The organism is Paraburkholderia sp. A3BS-1L (assembly GCF_051125215.1).
GTDB lineage: Bacteria > Pseudomonadota > Gammaproteobacteria > Burkholderiales > Burkholderiaceae > Paraburkholderia.
This window is the reverse complement of record NZ_CP120443.1, coordinates 1,106,791-1,124,154: the sequence shown is the minus strand read 5'-3', so window position 1 is coordinate 1,124,154 and position 17,364 is coordinate 1,106,791. Positions and strand designations below refer to the sequence as shown.

Here is a 17,364-nt window from a genome sequence, read left to right as displayed (position 1 = left end):
CTCACGACTCACGCGTGCATGCCTCGTACCGAACCCCATAACGCCACGCCCCATGCTTGACGCGATCATCCGCTTTTCGCTGCGCTTTCGCGGCGTCGTTTTCTCGCTGGCCGTCATGGCTGCCGGCTACGGGCTCTTTACGCTGACGCGCGCAAAGCTCGATGTCTTTCCCGAATTCGCGCCGCCAATGAGCATCGTGCAGACGGCCGCGCCCGGCATGACCAGCGAGCAGGTCGAGACCCTCGTCACCCAGCCGGTTGAAAATGCGCTCGGCGGCATGACCGGTCTCCAATCGATTCGCTCGCGGTCCATGCAGGGGCTTTCCTCGGTCACGCTCGTCTTCGAAGACCATGCGAATGTGATGCAGGTCCGCCAACTCGTCACCGAGCGCATCGGCGCGCTCGCGGGCGCGCTGCCGGCGGGTGTCGCGGCACCCCAGCTCCTGCCGCTCACCACCACGACGAGCGTCGTGCGCACCATCGGCCTCACGTCGAAGACACGCTCGCTGGCGGATCTCTACGACATCGCCCAGTGGACCGTCAAGCCGCAATTGCTCGGCACACGAGGTGTGGCCGACGTCATAGTGTTCGGCGGGAAGACGCGCCAGATGCAGATCCAGGTCGACCCCGCGAGGCTGATGCAGCATGGCCTGTCGACGCAGGACGTGATTGCCGCAGCGCGCCAGGCCACCGGCGTGCGCGGTGCGGGGTTCATCGAAAACAGCAACCAGCGCATCGCCATCAACGCCGATGGCCAGATCGCCACACCGCAAAAGCTCGCCGGCGTCGTGCTGCGGTCCAGCAACGGCGCGGCGGTTCGCCTCGGCGACGTCGCCAACGTGACCTGGGGAAACGCGCCTGCCGTTGGCGCTGCATCGATCATGGGCAAGCCCGGCGTCATGGTGGTGATGGAAAGCCAGTACGGCACCAACACGATGGCCGTGACGCGCGACATCGAAAAGACGCTCGCGGGACTCGAGCCCGCGCTCGCACGGCAAGGCGTGAACGTGAACATCAATGTGTTTCGGCCTGCCAACTTCATTGAGGCCGCGGTGGGACACCTGCGCACGGCGCTCATCATCGGCGCCATGCTGGTTATCGCCGTGCTGTTCCTGTTCCTGCTCAATGTGCGCACCGCGGTGATCTCCTCGGTCGCGATTCCGCTGGCGCTGCTGATCGCGATCATCGTGCTCACTGCGTTCGGCGTCAGCCTGAACACGATGACGCTGGGCGGGCTCGCGATCGCGCTGGGCGAAGTGGTGGACGACGCCATCATCGACGTGGAAAACATCTACCGGCGCCTGCGCGAGAACCGCACGCTGCGCGAGCCGCTTCCGGCGTTTCGCGTCGTGCTGCGCGCTTCGCTCGAAGTCCGCAGCGCCGTGGTCTTCGCCACCTTCATCGTGATGCTGATCTTCCTGCCCGTGCTCACGCTCACGGGTATAGGCGGGCGGCTGTTTGCGCCGCTCGGCATCGCCTACATTCTGGCCGTGCTCGCATCGCTCGGCGTCGCCCTGACGCTCACCCCGGCGATGGCGCTCGCGCTGCTGGCGACGGGTCCCTTGCCCGAGCGGGAGCCGCGCCTGATCGGCCGCCTCAAGACACGTTACGTCGCACTGCTGATGAAGGTCGAGCGCCACGTGAAAGGGATCATGGCGGTCGTCGCGGTGATGTGCGCGGCCGCGCTCGCATCGCTGCCCTTCTTGAGCGGGAGTTTTATTCCGCAACTGCGCGAAGGGCACTACACCGTTCACATGGGGCTCGCGCCCGGCACGTCGCTTGCCGAATCGATGCGCATCGGCACGCAGGTCTCGAAGGCGCTGATGCAGGTGCCGGGCGTGCGCCTCGTGGCGCAGCGCGCGGGGCGCGCGACCGGCGTGGTCGACCCGACCGGCGTGCAACTGTCCGAGTTCGAGGTGGACCTCGAGCCGATGAGTGCATCGGGCCAGAACTGGGCGCTCTACCGGATTCGCCAGGCGCTGGCGCGCTTTCCGGGGCTCTCCACCTCGATCAACACGTTCCTCGAGGAACGCATCGATGAAACCATTTCGGGCACGACGTCGCCCGTGGTCGTGAATGTGTTCGGCAACAACCTCGATGTCATCGACCGTACGGCGCAGCAGATCGCACAGTTGATCGGCACGATCCACGGCGTCGCCAGCGTGCGCGTGGACTCGCCGCCCGGCATTCCCGAACTGGACGTGAGACTGAACCCCGACGCCTTGAGCCGCTCGGGCTTGCGTCCTGTCGAGGTGCTCGATGCGATCCAGGCCGCATACGCCGGCGTGACTGCATCGCAGATCCACGAGGGCAACCGCACCTATGACGTTGCGGTCGTGCTGGACCCGGCGCAGCGCCGGACCGTCGGTGACATCGGCAAGCTCATGGTGCGCAATGCCGACGGCTTTGCGGTGCCGCTCGCCTCGCTCGCGACGATCCGCCAGGTCGCCGGCCGATATCAGATCACCCATGACGGTGGCGAGCGTGTGCAGGCGGTATCGGTCAATCTCGGCAACCGGCCGGTCACCGACTTCGTGAAGCAAGCGCAGGCGCGCGTGAACCGCGAGATCAGGATGCCGCCGGGCACCTATGCCGTTTTCAGCGGCGAGAGCGAAGCGCGCGCGCAATCGCAGCGCGACCTGCTCGCGTATGCCGCAATTGCGCTGGTGGGCATCGCACTGCTGCTGTTCCTGGCCATGAAGAACCGGCGCGCCGTGATGCTGGTTCTCGCCAACCTGCCTTTCGCGCTCGTGGGCGGTGTCCTGAGCGTGGTGCTGAGCGGCGCGAGTCTGTCGCTCGGCAGCATGGTGGGCTTCGTCACACTGCTCGGCATATCGCTGCGCAATTCGATCATGCTGATCAGCCACTACGAACACCTGGTGCATGTCGACCGCCTGGCCTGGAACATGGACACCGCCGTGCGCGGCGCAACAGAGCGGCTGGTGCCGATCCTCATGACCGCGCTGGTGACCGCGCTCGCGCTGCTGCCGCTCGCCGTGACGAGCGGTGCGCCGGGCAACGAAATCGAAGGGCCGATGGCGATCGTCATTCTGGGCGGCCTGATCACGTCGACTGCGTTGAACCTCATCGTGCTGCCGGCACTGGCATTACGTTACGGGCGCTTCGCGCGCGAGGAAAGCGCCGAAGCCGGGCCGGCGAGCGCGTGACCCGGCAACATCGATGGCACGTACCGGCCCCCCGCACGGTGCCGTAAATGCCCCCCGTGATCATTGTCATCCGCTGACGCAAGAGAAGGCGCGCTCTTCTCCCGCAGATCGCCAAGCCATTCGAACGCCGTTCAACCTCGGCGCGAAAAGCCCCCGTCCCAATTGCTCGTTTTTGATTGCAGCGACAGCCGCCGGCACCGCTGCCACGCCTGAGCATCGTCAAGCCTGTGATTCCAGACCGGGATTTCCCTGGGCTGACAGACGCGCGATCGCGCGTTTAAATAAATCAACTTGAATTAATTAATCGCTGCACAGACGGCTCACCCGCTGGAGGAGATTCGTGAAAGGTCCGCATACTGGCCCAGGCAGCCACTCGGCAAAGGTGCGCCGGTGCAACGAGCGCCGGCTGCTTCACGCATTGCGTCGTACCGGACAAGCCTCGAAAGCGGATCTTGCGCGGCTCACAAACCTCACCACGACGGCCGTGGATAGCTATATCGCGCCGCTTGCCAGGGCTGGACTGATCGAGTTCCCCGACCGGCATGTCGACGGTCGGCGCGACCAGCCGGCGTTGCGCGTACGCCTCGCGTCCCGCGGCGCCTTCGGCATCGGTGCACGCCTGGATCGCACCCGCATTGAGACGGTGCTGGTGGATTTCGCCGGCCAGTTGCTGGGTCGTCGGGTTCACGACGCAGCGCTGCCGCATCCAGCCGATGTCCTCGAGATCGTCCAGGACGACATTCACCACCTGCTGCAAGTGCTTACCGCGGAAGAACGCACACGGCTCGCCGGCGTAGGTGTCGCGCAGCCGCATAACGCCGGAAGCCGGCAACGCGAGTCGTGCCTGCCGTCGGAAACGTTTCTCGTATGGGATGAAACCCGCTTTGCGGGTGAACTCGAGCGGGCGCTGTCGCTGCCCGTCTGTAGCGAATACGATGGAACGGCCGCCGCGATCGCCGAATTGTTTTACGGCTGCGGACGCCATCGTGACGATTTCCTCTATCTGTTTCTCGGGCCTGCGGTCGGAGGCGGCATCGCCGTCGACGGTGATTGCCTGCGCGGCGCAAGCGCTCACGCGGGCGATTCCCGTGCGATGCCCAGCTCGCCTGACCGGCTAGCATCGGCATCGCGGCCCATGGGCCGATGGGACGTCCTGCTTTCGCGCGCCTCGCTCGACGCGCTGTCGCGACACCTGCGTGCCAGCGGTGAAGCGGTCGAGCATCGCGCGGGCCTTGAAGATTGCATTGCGCGCTGCCAGCCGACGGTCGACGAATGGCTCGACGATTGCGTCGATGCACTCGCCCCTGCCCTGCGCGCGATGGTGTGCGTGCTCGACGTGCCGGCAATCGTGGTCGACGCCGATGTCGACGCCGGTCTCATCGACAAGCTGATACGGCGCTTGCGCGTCGCGCTGTCCGCCGACGCGCCCCAGGCGCGCGGTGCACCGAGACTCCTGCACGGCACATTTGGCGCGCATGCGGGCGCGCTCGGCGCAGCCACGTTGCCGATGTTGTTCAACTTTCTTCCGCGTGCCGAGATGCTTCCGGAGCCGACGGAATCGCTCGATTCAATGCATTAATTTTTTCATGACGCTCAGGATACCGTAAGAAATGTCCAACCTTTCCGAATCCAGACTGACCGTATCGAAACTCACCCAGTCACCTGCATGGCGTGCGCTTGCCGCACATCGTGCAAGCTTCGCGCACGGTTCGATCGGTGAACTATTCGCCAACGATCCGGATCGCGCCGTCCATTTCTCGCTGGAAGCGGCCGGCCTGTATGTCGATTACTCGAAGAATCTGGTCACCGCCGAGACGCTCGAACTCCTGTGTGCGCTCGCGCGCGAGACGGGTGTGGAAGAACGGCGTCGGGCGATGTTTGCGGGCGAGCGGATCAACGTCACCGAAAACCGGCCGGTCCTGCACGTTGCGCTACGCGAACGCAGCGCCATGCCAATCGTGGTCGACGGCAAGGACGTGGTCCCTCAAGTCTCGGCAGTACTGGACAAAATGCGCCGCTTCACCGATGCCGTCCGCGAGGGCATGTGGCGCGGCTATTCCGGCCGCGCGATTACCGATGTGGTGAACATTGGCATTGGCGGCTCGGACCTGGGACCGCGCATGGTCTGCGAAGCCCTCAAACCGTATGCGCACGAAGCGTTGACGATGCACTTCGTCTCCAACGTCGACGGCGCGGACATCGCCGAGGTATTGCGCAGCGCCGATCCGGAAACGACGCTCTTCATCGTGGCGTCGAAGACCTTTACCACTCGGGAGACACTCGTCAATGCCCGCACCGCGCGCGCATGGCTGCTCGCGAGCGGCGCGCCCGAAACGGCCGTCGCGCAGCACTTCGTGGCCGTTTCCACGCATACCGAAGCCGTCGCCGCGTTTGGCATCGATACGGACAACATGTTCGAGTTCTGGGACTGGGTGGGTGGCCGTTACTCGCTCTGGTCCGCGATCGGGCTACCCATTGCGCTCGCGATCGGCATGGAGGCCTTCGAGGCCATGCTCGGCGGCGCTCACGCGATGGACCGGCATTTCGTCGAGGCGCCGCTCGCGCAGAACTTGCCGGTCCTGCTTGCATTGATCGGCGTCTGGCACATCAACTTCTTCGGCGCCACAAGCCACCTGATTGCACCGTACGACCGCTACCTGCACCGTCTGCCGGCGTACCTGCAGCAGCTCGACATGGAGAGCAACGGCAAGTCGGTCACCCTGTCGGGCGAGCGCGTCGACTATGCGACCGGGCCCGTCATCTGGGGAGAGCCCGGCACCAACGGCCAGCACGCGTTCTTCCAGTTGCTGCACCAGGGGACCGCTTTGATTCCAGCGGACTTCATCGCCTGCATGCAGCCGCATCACGCGCTCGACGCCCACCACGAAATCCTGCTCGCCAATTGCTTCGCACAATCCGAAGCGCTGATGAACGGCGCGCCGGCAGCGAGCGAGCCGCATCGCAACTTCGATGGCAACCGCCCGACCAACACGATTTGCCTGGACAAGCTCGATCCGGCTTCGCTCGGCGCCCTGCTCGCGCTGTACGAGCACAAGGTGTTCGTACAAGGCGCCATCTGGAACATCAATTCATTCGATCAATGGGGCGTGGAGCTCGGCAAACGGCTGGCTGCGACGATCGAGGGCGAAGTCGCCCAGGCGGATGTCGCGCTGGCTCATGACAGTTCCACCAGCGCTCTGATCGACCGCTTCAGACAGCGGCGCAAGCCGCGCTCCGCATCGACACTTTAATTTGACTAACCGGGTCAATTCGAATGACGACGAATCTCCCCAAACTGGTCGTGTTCGGCGAAGCACTGACCGACTTTATCCGCGCAGACGACCAGCGCTGGAGCAGCGCGGCCGGTGGATCGTGCTGGAACGTTGCCCGTGTGGGCGCGCGCCTTGGCGTGTCCACGGGCTTCGCCGGCACCGTGAGCCGCGACACCTTCGGCGACGAGTTAATGCAGCAAAGCCAGCGGGCAGGACTCGACATGCGCTTCATCCGTCAGGTCGAGCGTGCGCCGTTTCTCGCCATGGTCGTTTCGAAGCATCCGCCGCAGTATTTCTTTGTCGGCGAGAACAGTGCCGATCTCGCGTTCGACGCGCAGTCGTTGCCCCCGGGTTGGCTCGACGCGGCCCAGATCGTTCACTTCGGCTCGCTCAGCCTGGTCCGGCAGCCGCTGGCCGCGCACCTTCTGGAGATTGCGCAGGCGGCGCATGCGGCCGGCAAGCAGATCTCATTCGATCCGAACTACCGCGATCTGATGGCCGGCCCCGCCTACCGGAGCACACTGCGCCGCATGGCCGGGCTCGCCAGCTACATCAAGGTTTCCGACGAGGATCTACGGGGCTTGTTCCCCGAACTGGACGAAGTCCGCGCGCTCGCCCAACTGCGCGCGTGGGCCCCGGCAGCGGCAATCCTCCTGACGCGCGGCGCCGAGGGCATGCAATTGTTCACGGCGCAGGAAGTGTTGTTTCAGCCGGCATTCGCGACCCAGGTGGTCGACACCGTCGGCTGCGGCGACGCCTGCTTTGGCGGATGGCTGGCGAGTCTGCTCACGCGGCCCGATGCGCCGCTGGCCGCTCATCTGGCGTTTTCCGCCGCGTGTGCCGCGGCCACGTGCGCCCGGCAAGGCGCCTACGCGCCGCAACTGTCCGACGTGGCTGCGCTAACCGATTGCGCGAGCCTTTGTCCCGACCTCCAACACTGAACGCACTGAACGCCATGACCAAACGCCCTAGCCGCGGCGGCCCGGATTATCCGCCATTCGCCTTCGTCCTGTTCGGTGGAACAGGCGATCTGGCGATGCGCAAGATCTTGCCGGCCCTCTTCGCAGCGCACCGCGACGGCTTGCTCGCGCCCGACGGCCGCATTGTCGCCGTCGCGCAAACAGCGCTCGATACGAGTGGCTATCTGCGCTGGGTTCGCGAGCATGTGAAGCCCCATATCGCGGGCGACGCCATCGAAGATTCAGTATGGCGAAGCTTTCTCGAGCGCATCGCCTACGTCATGCTCGACGCCGGCCAGCCAGATTCGTACGCCATGCTGCGCGAAACACTCGATACCACACGCGGGCGGCGCATTTTCTATCTGGCGACCGGGCCTGCGCTGTTCGTGCCGATCTGCCGCGCACTGGCATCGGCCGGCCTCACCGAAGGCTCGCGCATCGTGCTGGAAAAGCCGCTCGGATACGATCTGGATTCGTCCAATTCGATCAATGATGCAGTCGGCGAAATTTTCGACGAAGACCAGATCTACCGGATCGACCACTATCTGGGCAAGGAAGCCGTCCAGAACCTGCTCGCACTGCGTTTTGGCAATTCGTTGTTCGAACCATTGTGGCGACGCGAATGGGTCGAGAGCATCCAGATCACGGTAGCCGAGCAACTGGGCGTCGAAAGTCGCGGCAATTTTTACGATCAAACCGGCGCGTTGCGCGACATGGTGCAGAACCACCTGCTGCAACTGCTTGCCATCATCGCGATGGAACCGCCGCGGTCCATGGATGCGGACGCGGTACGCGACGAAAAGCTGCGTGTGCTGCGCGCACTCAAACCGGTGCTCGGCGACGAGATCCGGCAGAACGTGGTCCGCGGGCAATATCACGCAGGCGCCATCAAGAACACGTCCGTCTGCGCTTATCACGCGGAGGCGGGTGTCAGCCAGGGCAGCACGACCGAGACGTTCGTCGCGTTGAAAGCCGAAGTGGAAAACTGGCGCTGGGCGGGTGTGCCGTTTTTTCTGCGCACCGGCAAACGACTTGCCGGCCGCATCGCTGAAATCGTCGTCAATTTCCGGCCGGTGCCACACTCGGCGCTGGGCCCGATGGCCTTGCGTCCGGGTTCGAACCGGCTGACGATCCGTTTGCAGCCTGACGAATCGATTCGCCTCAGCGCGCTCGCCAAGCAACCGGGCATGGGCATGACCTTGCAAGGCGTGCACCTCGATCTCGCCTTCGATCAATTCTTCCAGCAAGACCGGATGGAGGCTTATCAGCGCTTGCTGCTCGATGTGATCGGCGGACGGCTTGCCCTCTTCGTGCGGCGCGACGAACAGGAAGCCGCATGGCGCTGGGTCGCCCCGATCATCGAAGACTGGGCCGTTCAGGCAAGCCAGCCGAAACCCTATGCATCCGGCACCTGGGGACCGGCCGCGGCCAGCGCGCTGCTCGCGCGCCACAACACATGCTGGCCGGAAGAAGAAAACTGACCAGGCACGACCCTCTCCCCCCTTTCTCTCAAAATCACGAGCATGGATAACATCTGGCATCTCGAATGGCCTCACGGCTCCCTCAACGTTCACTCAAGAGGCGGCATGCTCGGCGGCGTTTCCCTACGCAATGGCAGCAGGCGCGTCGCACCGTTTTACGAAGCCCCGTGGCTCGACGATGAAACACACGGGCAGACGGGACTACTCGGTCAGCTCAGAAGCGAATTTCCCTGCGTTCCGTTTGGGGTGCCCTGGTCTGCCGAGACGGTGGTGGAAAACTGGCGAAAGAGCCTCGCCGCTTCAGTCGATGAACGCGATGGTCCGCTGGATGCGAGTGACGACCTGCTGCACGGTTATGCCTGCGTGGGTGAATGGACCCTCGTGCGCCAGACGAAGCACTCGATCGAGATTGCGCTCGAATATCCACCCGAATCGTCGATTGCCCGCGTCGTGCGCGTGGTCCGTGCCGACCCTGATAGCCCCGCAATCGACTTCTCCGTGAAGATCGAGGCGCGCCGCAGCACGCGACGCCCGCTTGGACTGCATCCCAACCTGGCTTTGCCGTCGATGGCCGGAGCCATGCAAATCCATACGGGTGCGTTTCGCTTTGGCGTTGTGCATCCGGGCGGCCCCGAGCCCGGCGTATCGCGTGCCGCCCCAGGCGCAGTTTTCGAGCGGCTCGATCATGTACCGCTACGCGCCGGCGGAGCGGCGGCATTCGACCGCCTCCCCTTTGCGCACGATACGGAAGAGATCATTCAGCTCTGCGGTGTCGATGGGTCAGTCACGCTGACGAATGAGGAATCCCAGGTGACTTGCCGGCTCACGTGGGACGCCTCCGTGCTGCCGTCGCTGCTGCTGTGGATCAGCAATCGCGGCCGCACCTACAGCCCCTGGAACGGCCGCAACCTGTGCCTCGGCGTCGAGCCCGTGGCGAGCGCATTCGAGCTTGGCTGCCGCCCTTCGCTGGCGCAAAACCCGATCAATGCCAGAGGGATTCCCACTGCGGTCGCGCTCGAGCCTGGCCGGCCGGTCGAAATGGCTTATCGATTCGAGATCGTGACGCCATAAATTGGCGTGCGACAAAAGCCGCTCAGGAAACGATGCAAAATCCAAAGTTATCTCAGAAGGCCATGCTGCTCCCCTTGCCCACGGCATACGTCAGGGACGCGTCGCTCGCAGCCCATCTGGCTTTCGCGCTGTGCCGCACGGGTCGGGGAAATCGGCATCAGCTTTTCCAACTGATCCGCATGACCTATCTTTCGTACCTGCTATGGCATGACGGATACGGGAATGCGGCATACGAATTGTATTGCGATGCCGAAGGTGCGTTAGAGGCTGCCGCCGAGCACGCCTATGCAACCGATGAGTGGAGTCTGGGCGAAGACGCAACGCGATTAACCCAGGACATCGTCCGAATTTACGATGAGCAAATAAATTCAGTTTCCCGTCGACAGTACCTGCAATGCACTTCGAAACTCGATCGCTTACTCCGCATCGAGATACCGGACAAGATACGCAAAAGTCAGGCTCACGCTGCGTAATGCATGTTTTGGCATAACTGCCGCATCGTCGCGCCGGATACGGTTTGACGGGGATCGGCGCGGGCCGTCGTCCGCGTTCAATTGGCACGCCCAGCCCGACGGGTGAGCACCCCATCACCGGGATTTCCCCAGGCTGACACAGGCCGCGTTCCGTCATTAAATAAATCAACTTGATTTATTTAGTCGCCAACCCTGTCACACCCTTTGCTGGCGCAACCGGAGAAAACACGTGAGAAGTCCGCATGTCGGCCAGGGCAGCAACTCGGCCAATGTCCGCCGCTTCAACGAGCGACTGCTGCTGCAGGCGCTGCGGCGCGCCGGCGAGGCCTCGAAGGCCGATCTCGCCCGCCTCGCCAATCTCACCAGCACCGCCGTGGGCAGCATCATCACCTCGCTTGCGGAAAACGGCCTCATCGAGATGAGCGGACGGCGCCTCGACGGCGGACGCGGCCAGCCCGCCTCGCTCCTGCGGCTCGCGCCGCGCGGCGCGTTCGCCATCGGCGTGCGGCTCGACCGGACCAATATCGAAACCGTGCTGGTCGACTTCGCGGGCCAGATGATCGGCCGGCGCTCGCACGACATGCTGCTCCCCCAACCTTCGGTGGCGCAGGACATCGTCCAGCAGGACATCCGCGAACTATCCGCCCTGCTGGATAAATCCGAGCGCAGCCGGCTCGCGGGCATTGGCGTCGCGCAGCCGTACAACCTTGGCAGCTGGCTGAGCGAGCTGGGTCTGCCCGCCGAGGCGTTCCGCGTGTGGAGCGACGTCGATTTCGCGGGCGAGCTGGGCCGCGCGCTCGGGCTGCCCGTGTTCAGCGAAAACGACGGCAACGCCGCCGCCATCGCCGAAATCTTCTACGGCTGCGGCCGTCAGCGCGACGACTTCCTTTATCTGTTCCTCGGCCCGGCCATTGGCGGCGGCATCGCCATCAACGGCGACTGCGTGCGCGGCCTCTCCGGCAACGCGGGCGACTTCGCCGTGATGCCCGTGCCGCCGGGCGCCCTGCCCTCGGCGCACAAGCCCGCCGGCAAGTGGGACATCCTGCTCTCGCGCGCCTCGCTCATCGCGCTGCGCCGCCATCTGCAATATCACGGCGAGACGGTGGACAACCGCGCCGATATCGAGGCGTGCATCGCACGCGGCCATCCGGCCGTCGGGGAATGGCTCGACGACTGCATCGACGCGCTCGCGCCCGCGCTGCGCGCCGCGCTGTGCGTGCTCGACGTGCCGGCCGTGGTGCTCGACGCCGACGTGGACGCGGGCCTCATCGATACGCTCATGCAGCGCCTGCGCGTGGCCGTGGCGGCCACCGCGCCCGAGGCGCGCGGCACGCCCGCGCTGGTGCGCGGCACCTTCGGCCCCGACGCCGGCGCGCTGGGCGCCGCCACGCTGCCCATGTTCTTCAACTTTTCGCCGCGTGCGGGCATCCTGATGGGCGCCGGCGCACAAGCCAACGTACAAGCGCAGGAGGAGAGCCATGTCGCGCTCTGAACAGACGCCCCCGCTGCTGGAAATGCGGGGTATCAGCAAGACGTTTCCCGGCGTGCGCGCGCTCGACAACGTGCGCCTCTCGGTGTGGCCCGGCGAGGTGCATTCGCTGATGGGCGAGAACGGCGCGGGCAAATCCACGCTCATGAAGATTCTCTCGGGCGCGTATCAGGCCGACGCCGGCGGCGAGATCGTGCTCGACGGCAAGACGGTCGTGATCGACGGGCCGCTCGCCGCGCGCGAGCTGGGCGTGGCCGTGATCTACCAGGAGCTGAGCCTCGCGCCGAACCTTTCGGTTGCCGAAAACATTCACGCGGGCCGCGAGCTGCGCCGCGGCGGCCGCCGCTTCGGCATGGTCGATCGGGCCGCCATGGAGCGCGGCTGCGAAGACGTACTCAAGCGTCTCGGCGCCAGCTTCGGCCCCGCGACGCTGGTGGGCTCGCTCTCCATCGCCGAACGCCAGCTGGTGGAAATCGCGCGCGCCGTGCATGGCGACGCGCGCATCATCGTGATGGACGAGCCCACCACGCCGCTCTCCTCGCGCGAAACCGAGCGTCTGTTCAAGCTGATCCGCCAGTTGCGCGAGGAAGGGCTCGCGATCATCTACATCAGCCACCGCATGGCCGAGATCTATGAGCTCTCCGACCGCGTGTCGGTGCTGCGCGACGGCAGCTACGTGGGCACGCTGATGCGCGACGCGCTCAACGCGGAAAGCCTGGTGGGCATGATGGTGGGCCGCGATATTTCGGGGTTCTACAAAAAGGAGCACGCGCCCTACGATCCCGGCAAGGCAGTGCTCACGGTGCGCGACGTGGCCGACCACAACCGCGTGCGCGGCTGCAGTCTCGACCTGCATGCGGGCGAAGTGCTCGGCATTGCCGGCCTCGTGGGCGCCGGCCGCACCGAGCTCGCACGCCTGATCTTCGGCGCGGAGCCGCGCGTGCGTGGCGAGATCGCCATCGACGGGCGCACGCTCCATGTGCATGGCCCGCGCGATGCGATTGAGGCGGGCCTCGTCTATCTGACCGAGGACCGCAAGCATCAGGGCCTCTTTCTCGACATGAGCGTGCGCGACAACATCAACGTGGCCGTGGCCGGGCGCGATGCGCGCTTCGGCGTGCTCGACCTCGCGCGCGGCGCGTCGCGCGCGAAGGACTCGATCCGCTCGCTCTCGATCCGCGTGCCCAGCCCGCGCGTGAACGTGGGCGCGCTCTCGGGCGGCAACCAGCAGAAGGTGCTGCTCTCGCGCCTGCTGGAAACCAGACCACGCGTGCTGATCCTCGACGAGCCGACACGCGGCGTGGACATCGGCGCGAAGTCGGAGATCTACCGCATCATCAACGACCTCGCCAAAACCGGCGTGGGCATCATCGTGATTTCGAGCGAACTGCCCGAGATCATCGGCGTGGCCGACCGCGTGCTCGTCATGCGCGAAGGCGTCTTCGCCGGAGAGCTGGGCGGCTACACCGGCAAGCCCATCAACCAGGAAGCCATCATCGAACTCGCCACCGGCTCGCAGGACGCGCTGGACGAGGCCGCCTGATTCAGACGAACCCGTCCGACGCACCCGTCCGACGCACCAGTCGAAGAGATATTGAGGAGCACGACATCATGAAGAACATCCTTCCCCGCCACGGCGTTGCAGCGTCGCCCGCCCAACCGGCCCAGACCGCGCGCGGGGGCGCTGCGCCCAACGGCCATCGCGCCCGCATGAAATCCCTCATGCGCACGGCAGGCATGCTGCCCGTGCTCGTGCTGCTATGCATCGGCTTCGGCTTCCTGACCGATGGCTTCGTCACGTTCCAGAATCTCTCGATCGTCGCGCAGCAGGCGTCGATCAACATCGTGCTCGCCGCCGGCATGACCTTCGTGATTCTCACGGGCGGCATCGACCTCTCGGTGGGCTCGATACTGGCCGCCTCGGCGGTCACGGCCATGCTGTGCTCGACCGTGCCGGGCTGGGGCTGGCTGGGCATTCCCGCCGCGCTCGGCGTGGGGCTTGGCTTTGGCATCGTCAACGGCGCGCTGATCTCGCTGCTGCGCCTGCCGCCGTTCATCGTCACGCTCGGCTCGCTCACGGCCGTGCGCGGCATCGCCCGCCTCATCGGCCACGACACCACCGTCTTCAATCCGCAACTCTCGTTCGCCTTCATCGGCAACGGCACGGTGTTCGGCGTGCCCTGGCTCGTGATCATCGCGCTGGTGGTGGTGGCCGTGTCGTGGTTCGTGCTGCGCCGCACGGTGCTTGGCCTGCACATCTACTCGGTGGGCGGCAACCCCGAAGCGGCGCGCCTCTCGGGCATCAAGGTGTGGGGCATCGAGATGTTCGTCTATGCGGTCTCGGGCCTGCTCGCGGGCCTGGGCGCGGTGATGTCGGCCGCGCGCCTCTATGCCGCGAACGGCCTGCAGCTCGGCCAGTCGTACGAACTCGACGCCATCGCGGCGGTGATCCTGGGCGGCACGAGCTTCGTGGGCGGCGTGGGCTCGATCGTCGGCACGCTGATCGGCGCGCTCATCATCGCGGTGCTCTCGAACGGCCTCGTGCTGCTGGGCGTCTCGGACATCTGGCAATACATCATCAAGGGCCTCGTGATCGTCGGTGCCGTGGCGCTCGACCGTTACCGCCAGCGCGGCTCGGCGCGCACCTGAACCGCTTGACCGGCCTTGAACCGGCTTTGAAAGCGGGAGCAGGCGGTCCTCCTGCCCCCGCCCTGCATGACACACACCAACCGGACCCCTCTGGAGACAACGTTATGTTCAAGAAAAAGGCTGCTTTCGCTGTTCGCGCCGCTGCCGCACTCGCGCTCGGTTTCGCGCTGCAGGGCGCGCATGCCGCCGACAAGCAACTGAAGTCGATCGGCATCACCGTGGGCTCGCTTGGCAATCCTTACTTCGTCACGATCGTGCAGGGTGCCGAAGCCAAGGCCAGGCAGCTCAATCCGAATGCGAAAGTCACCGCCGTGTCCGCCGACTATGACCTGAACAAGCAGTTCACGCAGATCGACAACTTCATCTCGGCGCACGTCGACATGATCCTGCTGAACGCCTCCGATCCGAAGGCGATCGAGCCGGCCGTGAAGAAGGCGCGCGCCGCGGGCATCGTGGTGGTGGCGGTGGACGTGGCTGCCGCGGGCGCCGACGCCACCGTGCAGACCGACAACGTGAAGGCTGGCCAGATCTCGTGTGAATATCTGGCGAAGAAGATCAACGGCAAGGGCAACGTGATCATCGAGAACGGCCCGCAGGTCTCGGCCGTGATCGACCGCGTGAACGGCTGCAAGCAGGTGCTCGCGAAGTCGCCGGGCATCAAGATCCTCTCCGACGACCAGGACGGCAAGGGTTCGCGCGAAGGCGGCATGAACACCATGCAGGGCTATCTCACGCGCTTCCCGCAAGTGGCCGGCGTGTTCACCATCAACGATCCGCAGGCCGTGGGCAGCGATCTGGCCGCCAAGCAGCTCAATCGCAGCAACATCGTGATCACCTCGGTGGACGGCGCGCCCGATATCGAAACGGCGCTCAAGACCAGCACGCTGGTGCAGGCCTCGGCAAGCCAGGATCCGTGGAAGATGGCGCAGACGGCCGTGCAGGTGGGCTACGACATCATGAACGGCAAGAGGCCCGCCAATCCGCTGATCCAGATGACGCCGCAGCTCATCACGCGCGACAACATCGGCAGCTACAAGGGCTGGTCGTCGCCGCATTGAGTGGCTTTATTCGGTGTTGCCCCTGTCATGATTCAGGGGCAAGCTCGATTGTCATGTGAAGTACTACTTAATTTGTCAGCCAATGTCCCCACTGCCTTCGGAGCGCCCATGACGACCGATCACCATCCGCGACTCGCCCGGTATTTCCCCACCGTCGACGAAATTCCATCAGAACATCGGCTTGCCGCTCCCGTTCATCAGCGCGGCTTCCTGATTGGCGGGCAGATCCTGACATGGGATGGCCCCTGTAAAACTGTACGCTCGCCGGTTTGCATACGCGATGCGGCGACCCGCGATGTCAGCCAGGTCGAGATCGGTAGTTACCCGTTGATGGGCGAGGCACAGAGCGACGCCGCCCTGGATGCCGCTGTCGCCGCGTACGACAATGGCCGGGGTCAATGGCCGACGATGACGGTCGCCGGCCGCATCGCCTGCATGCAGGCGTTCGTGAAAGGCATGGTCGAGCGCCGCCAGCAGATCGTCAACCTGCTCATGTGGGAGATCGGCAAGAGCCTGATCGACTCGCGCAAGGAGTTCGATCGCACCATCGAATACATCCAGGCCACGATCGAGACGCTGAAGGGCGTGGAAAATGACCATTCGCGATTCATGGTCGTCGAGGGAACCATTGGCCAGGTTCGGCGCACGCCGCTAGGTGTCGTTCTGTGCATGGGGCCGTACAACTATCCGCTCAACGAGACGTTCTGCACCCTGATCCCCGCGTTGCTCATGGGCAATACCGTGGTTCTAAAGCCGCCGCAATACGGCACGCTGCTGTTCGAGCCGCTGCTCGAAGTCTTTCGCGACGCGTTTCCGCCCGGTGTGGTCAACACCATCTACGCACCGGGCCAGTTGGTGGTGCCGCGCATGCTGGCCTCGGGCAAGATCAACGTTCTGGCATTGATTGGCTCGAGCCGCGTGGCGGACCATTTGAAGAAGCAGCACCCCAAGTCGCACCGTCTGCGCGCAGTGCTGGGCCTCGACGCGAAAAACGCGGCCATCGTGCTGCCCGACGCCGACCTCGATCTCGCCGTCAAGGAATGTCTGCTCGGCGCCCTGTCGTTCAACGGACAGCGCTGCACAGCCCTCAAAATGCTGATCGTGCACAGCAGCGTCGTCGATGCGTTTCTCGGGCGCTTCACCGCCGAACTCGCGCGGCTCAAGATGGGCATGCCCTGGGAAGCCGGCGTGCATATCACGCCCTTGCCGGGGCCGCACCGCACGGCCTACATGACGGAGGCGATCGAAGACGCCGTGGCAAAAGGCGCGCGCGTCGTCAACGAGGGCGGCGGTGAATTCTGCAGCACGCTGTTCGACCCCGCTGTCGTCTACCCCGTGCGCGAAGGCATGAAGCTGTACCGGGAGGAACAGTTCGGTCCTGTCGTGCCGGTGATGAGCTTCGACTCGGTGGACCAGGCCCTCGACTACGTGATCACCTCGGATCACGGTCAGCAGGTGAGCATTTTCGGCACCGACACCGCGCAGATCGGTGCGCTGGTGGATCCGCTCGTCAACCAGGTCTGCCGCGTGAATATCAACTGCCAGTGCCAGCGCGGGCCGGACGTGTTCCCGTTCGCCGGGCGCAAGGATTCGGCCGAAGGCACGCTTTCGGTCAGCGACGCGCTGCGTGCGTTCTCAATCCGCTCGATGATCGCGGCCAAACTGACCGAGTCGAACAAGACACTCCTCAACACCATTGTTCGTGAGCATCAATCGAAGTTCATCAACACCGACTTCATCTTTTAA

The 17,364-nt window shown here is 64.8% G+C and carries 11 protein-coding genes and 1 pseudogene; all 12 read left to right on the top strand.

Features of this window, described 5'->3' with window-relative positions; genetic code table 11:
• Window positions 1-52: 52 nt before the first annotated feature.
• Window positions 53-3,166 (top strand): efflux RND transporter permease subunit, encoded by a 3,114-nt coding sequence (locus P5W99_RS20275; RefSeq protein WP_421026902.1) that lies wholly within the window; start codon window positions 53-55, stop codon window positions 3,164-3,166.
• A 340-nt stretch (window positions 3,167-3,506) separates the two neighbouring features.
• Complete coding sequence (locus tag P5W99_RS20270; RefSeq protein WP_421026901.1) at window positions 3,507-4,745, top strand: ROK family transcriptional regulator; 1,239 nt, start codon at window positions 3,507-3,509, stop codon at window positions 4,743-4,745.
• A gap of 31 nt (window positions 4,746-4,776) precedes the next feature.
• Window positions 4,777-6,417: a glucose-6-phosphate isomerase gene (gene pgi / locus P5W99_RS20265; RefSeq protein WP_421026900.1), complete on the top strand. Its 1,641-nt coding sequence runs from the start codon at window positions 4,777-4,779 to the stop codon at window positions 6,415-6,417.
• A 23-nt stretch (window positions 6,418-6,440) separates the two neighbouring features.
• Window positions 6,441-7,379, top strand: a complete 939-nt coding sequence (locus tag P5W99_RS20260) for a carbohydrate kinase family protein (protein ID WP_421026899.1) — start codon at window positions 6,441-6,443, stop codon at window positions 7,377-7,379.
• Window positions 7,380-7,393: 14 nt separating this feature from the next.
• Window positions 7,394-8,878: a glucose-6-phosphate dehydrogenase gene (gene zwf, locus P5W99_RS20255; protein ID WP_434662657.1), complete on the top strand. Its 1,485-nt coding sequence runs from the start codon at window positions 7,394-7,396 to the stop codon at window positions 8,876-8,878.
• Window positions 8,879-9,148: 270 nt separating this feature from the next.
• Window positions 9,149-9,949, top strand: a complete 801-nt coding sequence (locus tag P5W99_RS20250; RefSeq protein WP_421026897.1) for a hypothetical protein — start codon at window positions 9,149-9,151, stop codon at window positions 9,947-9,949.
• Window positions 9,950-9,981: 32 nt separating this feature from the next.
• Window positions 9,982-10,422, top strand: a complete 441-nt coding sequence (locus tag P5W99_RS20245) for a hypothetical protein (RefSeq protein ID WP_421026896.1) — start codon at window positions 9,982-9,984, stop codon at window positions 10,420-10,422.
• A 229-nt stretch (window positions 10,423-10,651) separates the two neighbouring features.
• Window positions 10,652-11,914: an ROK family transcriptional regulator gene (locus P5W99_RS20240; RefSeq protein WP_421026895.1), complete on the top strand. Its 1,263-nt coding sequence runs from the start codon at window positions 10,652-10,654 to the stop codon at window positions 11,912-11,914.
• Window positions 11,901-13,454 carry a sugar ABC transporter ATP-binding protein gene (locus P5W99_RS20235; RefSeq protein WP_421026894.1) on the top strand — a complete coding sequence of 518 codons (1,554 nt, stop codon included), beginning with the start codon at window positions 11,901-11,903 and terminating at the stop codon, window positions 13,452-13,454. The genes P5W99_RS20240 and P5W99_RS20235 overlap by 14 nt, the downstream gene beginning before the upstream one ends.
• A 149-nt stretch (window positions 13,455-13,603) precedes the next feature.
• Window positions 13,604-14,560, top strand: a pseudogene (locus P5W99_RS20230) (ABC transporter permease subunit); the annotation flags it as partial.
• A gap of 104 nt (window positions 14,561-14,664) precedes the next feature.
• Window positions 14,665-15,618, top strand: coding sequence for an ABC transporter substrate-binding protein (locus P5W99_RS20225; protein ID WP_434662652.1), 954 nt, complete (start codon window positions 14,665-14,667; stop codon window positions 15,616-15,618).
• Between the two features lie 108 nt (window positions 15,619-15,726).
• On the top strand, window positions 15,727-17,364 hold the full coding sequence (locus P5W99_RS20220) for an NADP-dependent glyceraldehyde-3-phosphate dehydrogenase (RefSeq protein ID WP_421026892.1): 1,638 nt from the start codon (window positions 15,727-15,729) through the stop codon (window positions 17,362-17,364).

Coding starts and splice junctions, on each gene's coding strand:
- P5W99_RS20275 (WP_421026902.1), top strand. CDS start 53: ATGCTTGACGCGATCATCCGCTTTTCGCTGCGCTTTCGCGGCGTCGTT.
- P5W99_RS20245 (WP_421026896.1), top strand. CDS start 9,982: ATGCAAAATCCAAAGTTATCTCAGAAGGCCATGCTGCTCCCCTTGCCC.
- P5W99_RS20225 (WP_434662652.1), top strand. CDS start 14,665: ATGTTCAAGAAAAAGGCTGCTTTCGCTGTTCGCGCCGCTGCCGCACTC.
- zwf (WP_434662657.1), top strand. CDS start 7,394: ATGACCAAACGCCCTAGCCGCGGCGGCCCGGATTATCCGCCATTCGCC.
- pgi (WP_421026900.1), top strand. CDS start 4,777: ATGTCCAACCTTTCCGAATCCAGACTGACCGTATCGAAACTCACCCAG.
- P5W99_RS20220 (WP_421026892.1), top strand. CDS start 15,727: ATGACGACCGATCACCATCCGCGACTCGCCCGGTATTTCCCCACCGTC.
- P5W99_RS20235 (WP_421026894.1), top strand. CDS start 11,901: ATGTCGCGCTCTGAACAGACGCCCCCGCTGCTGGAAATGCGGGGTATC.
- P5W99_RS20260 (WP_421026899.1), top strand. CDS start 6,441: ATGACGACGAATCTCCCCAAACTGGTCGTGTTCGGCGAAGCACTGACC.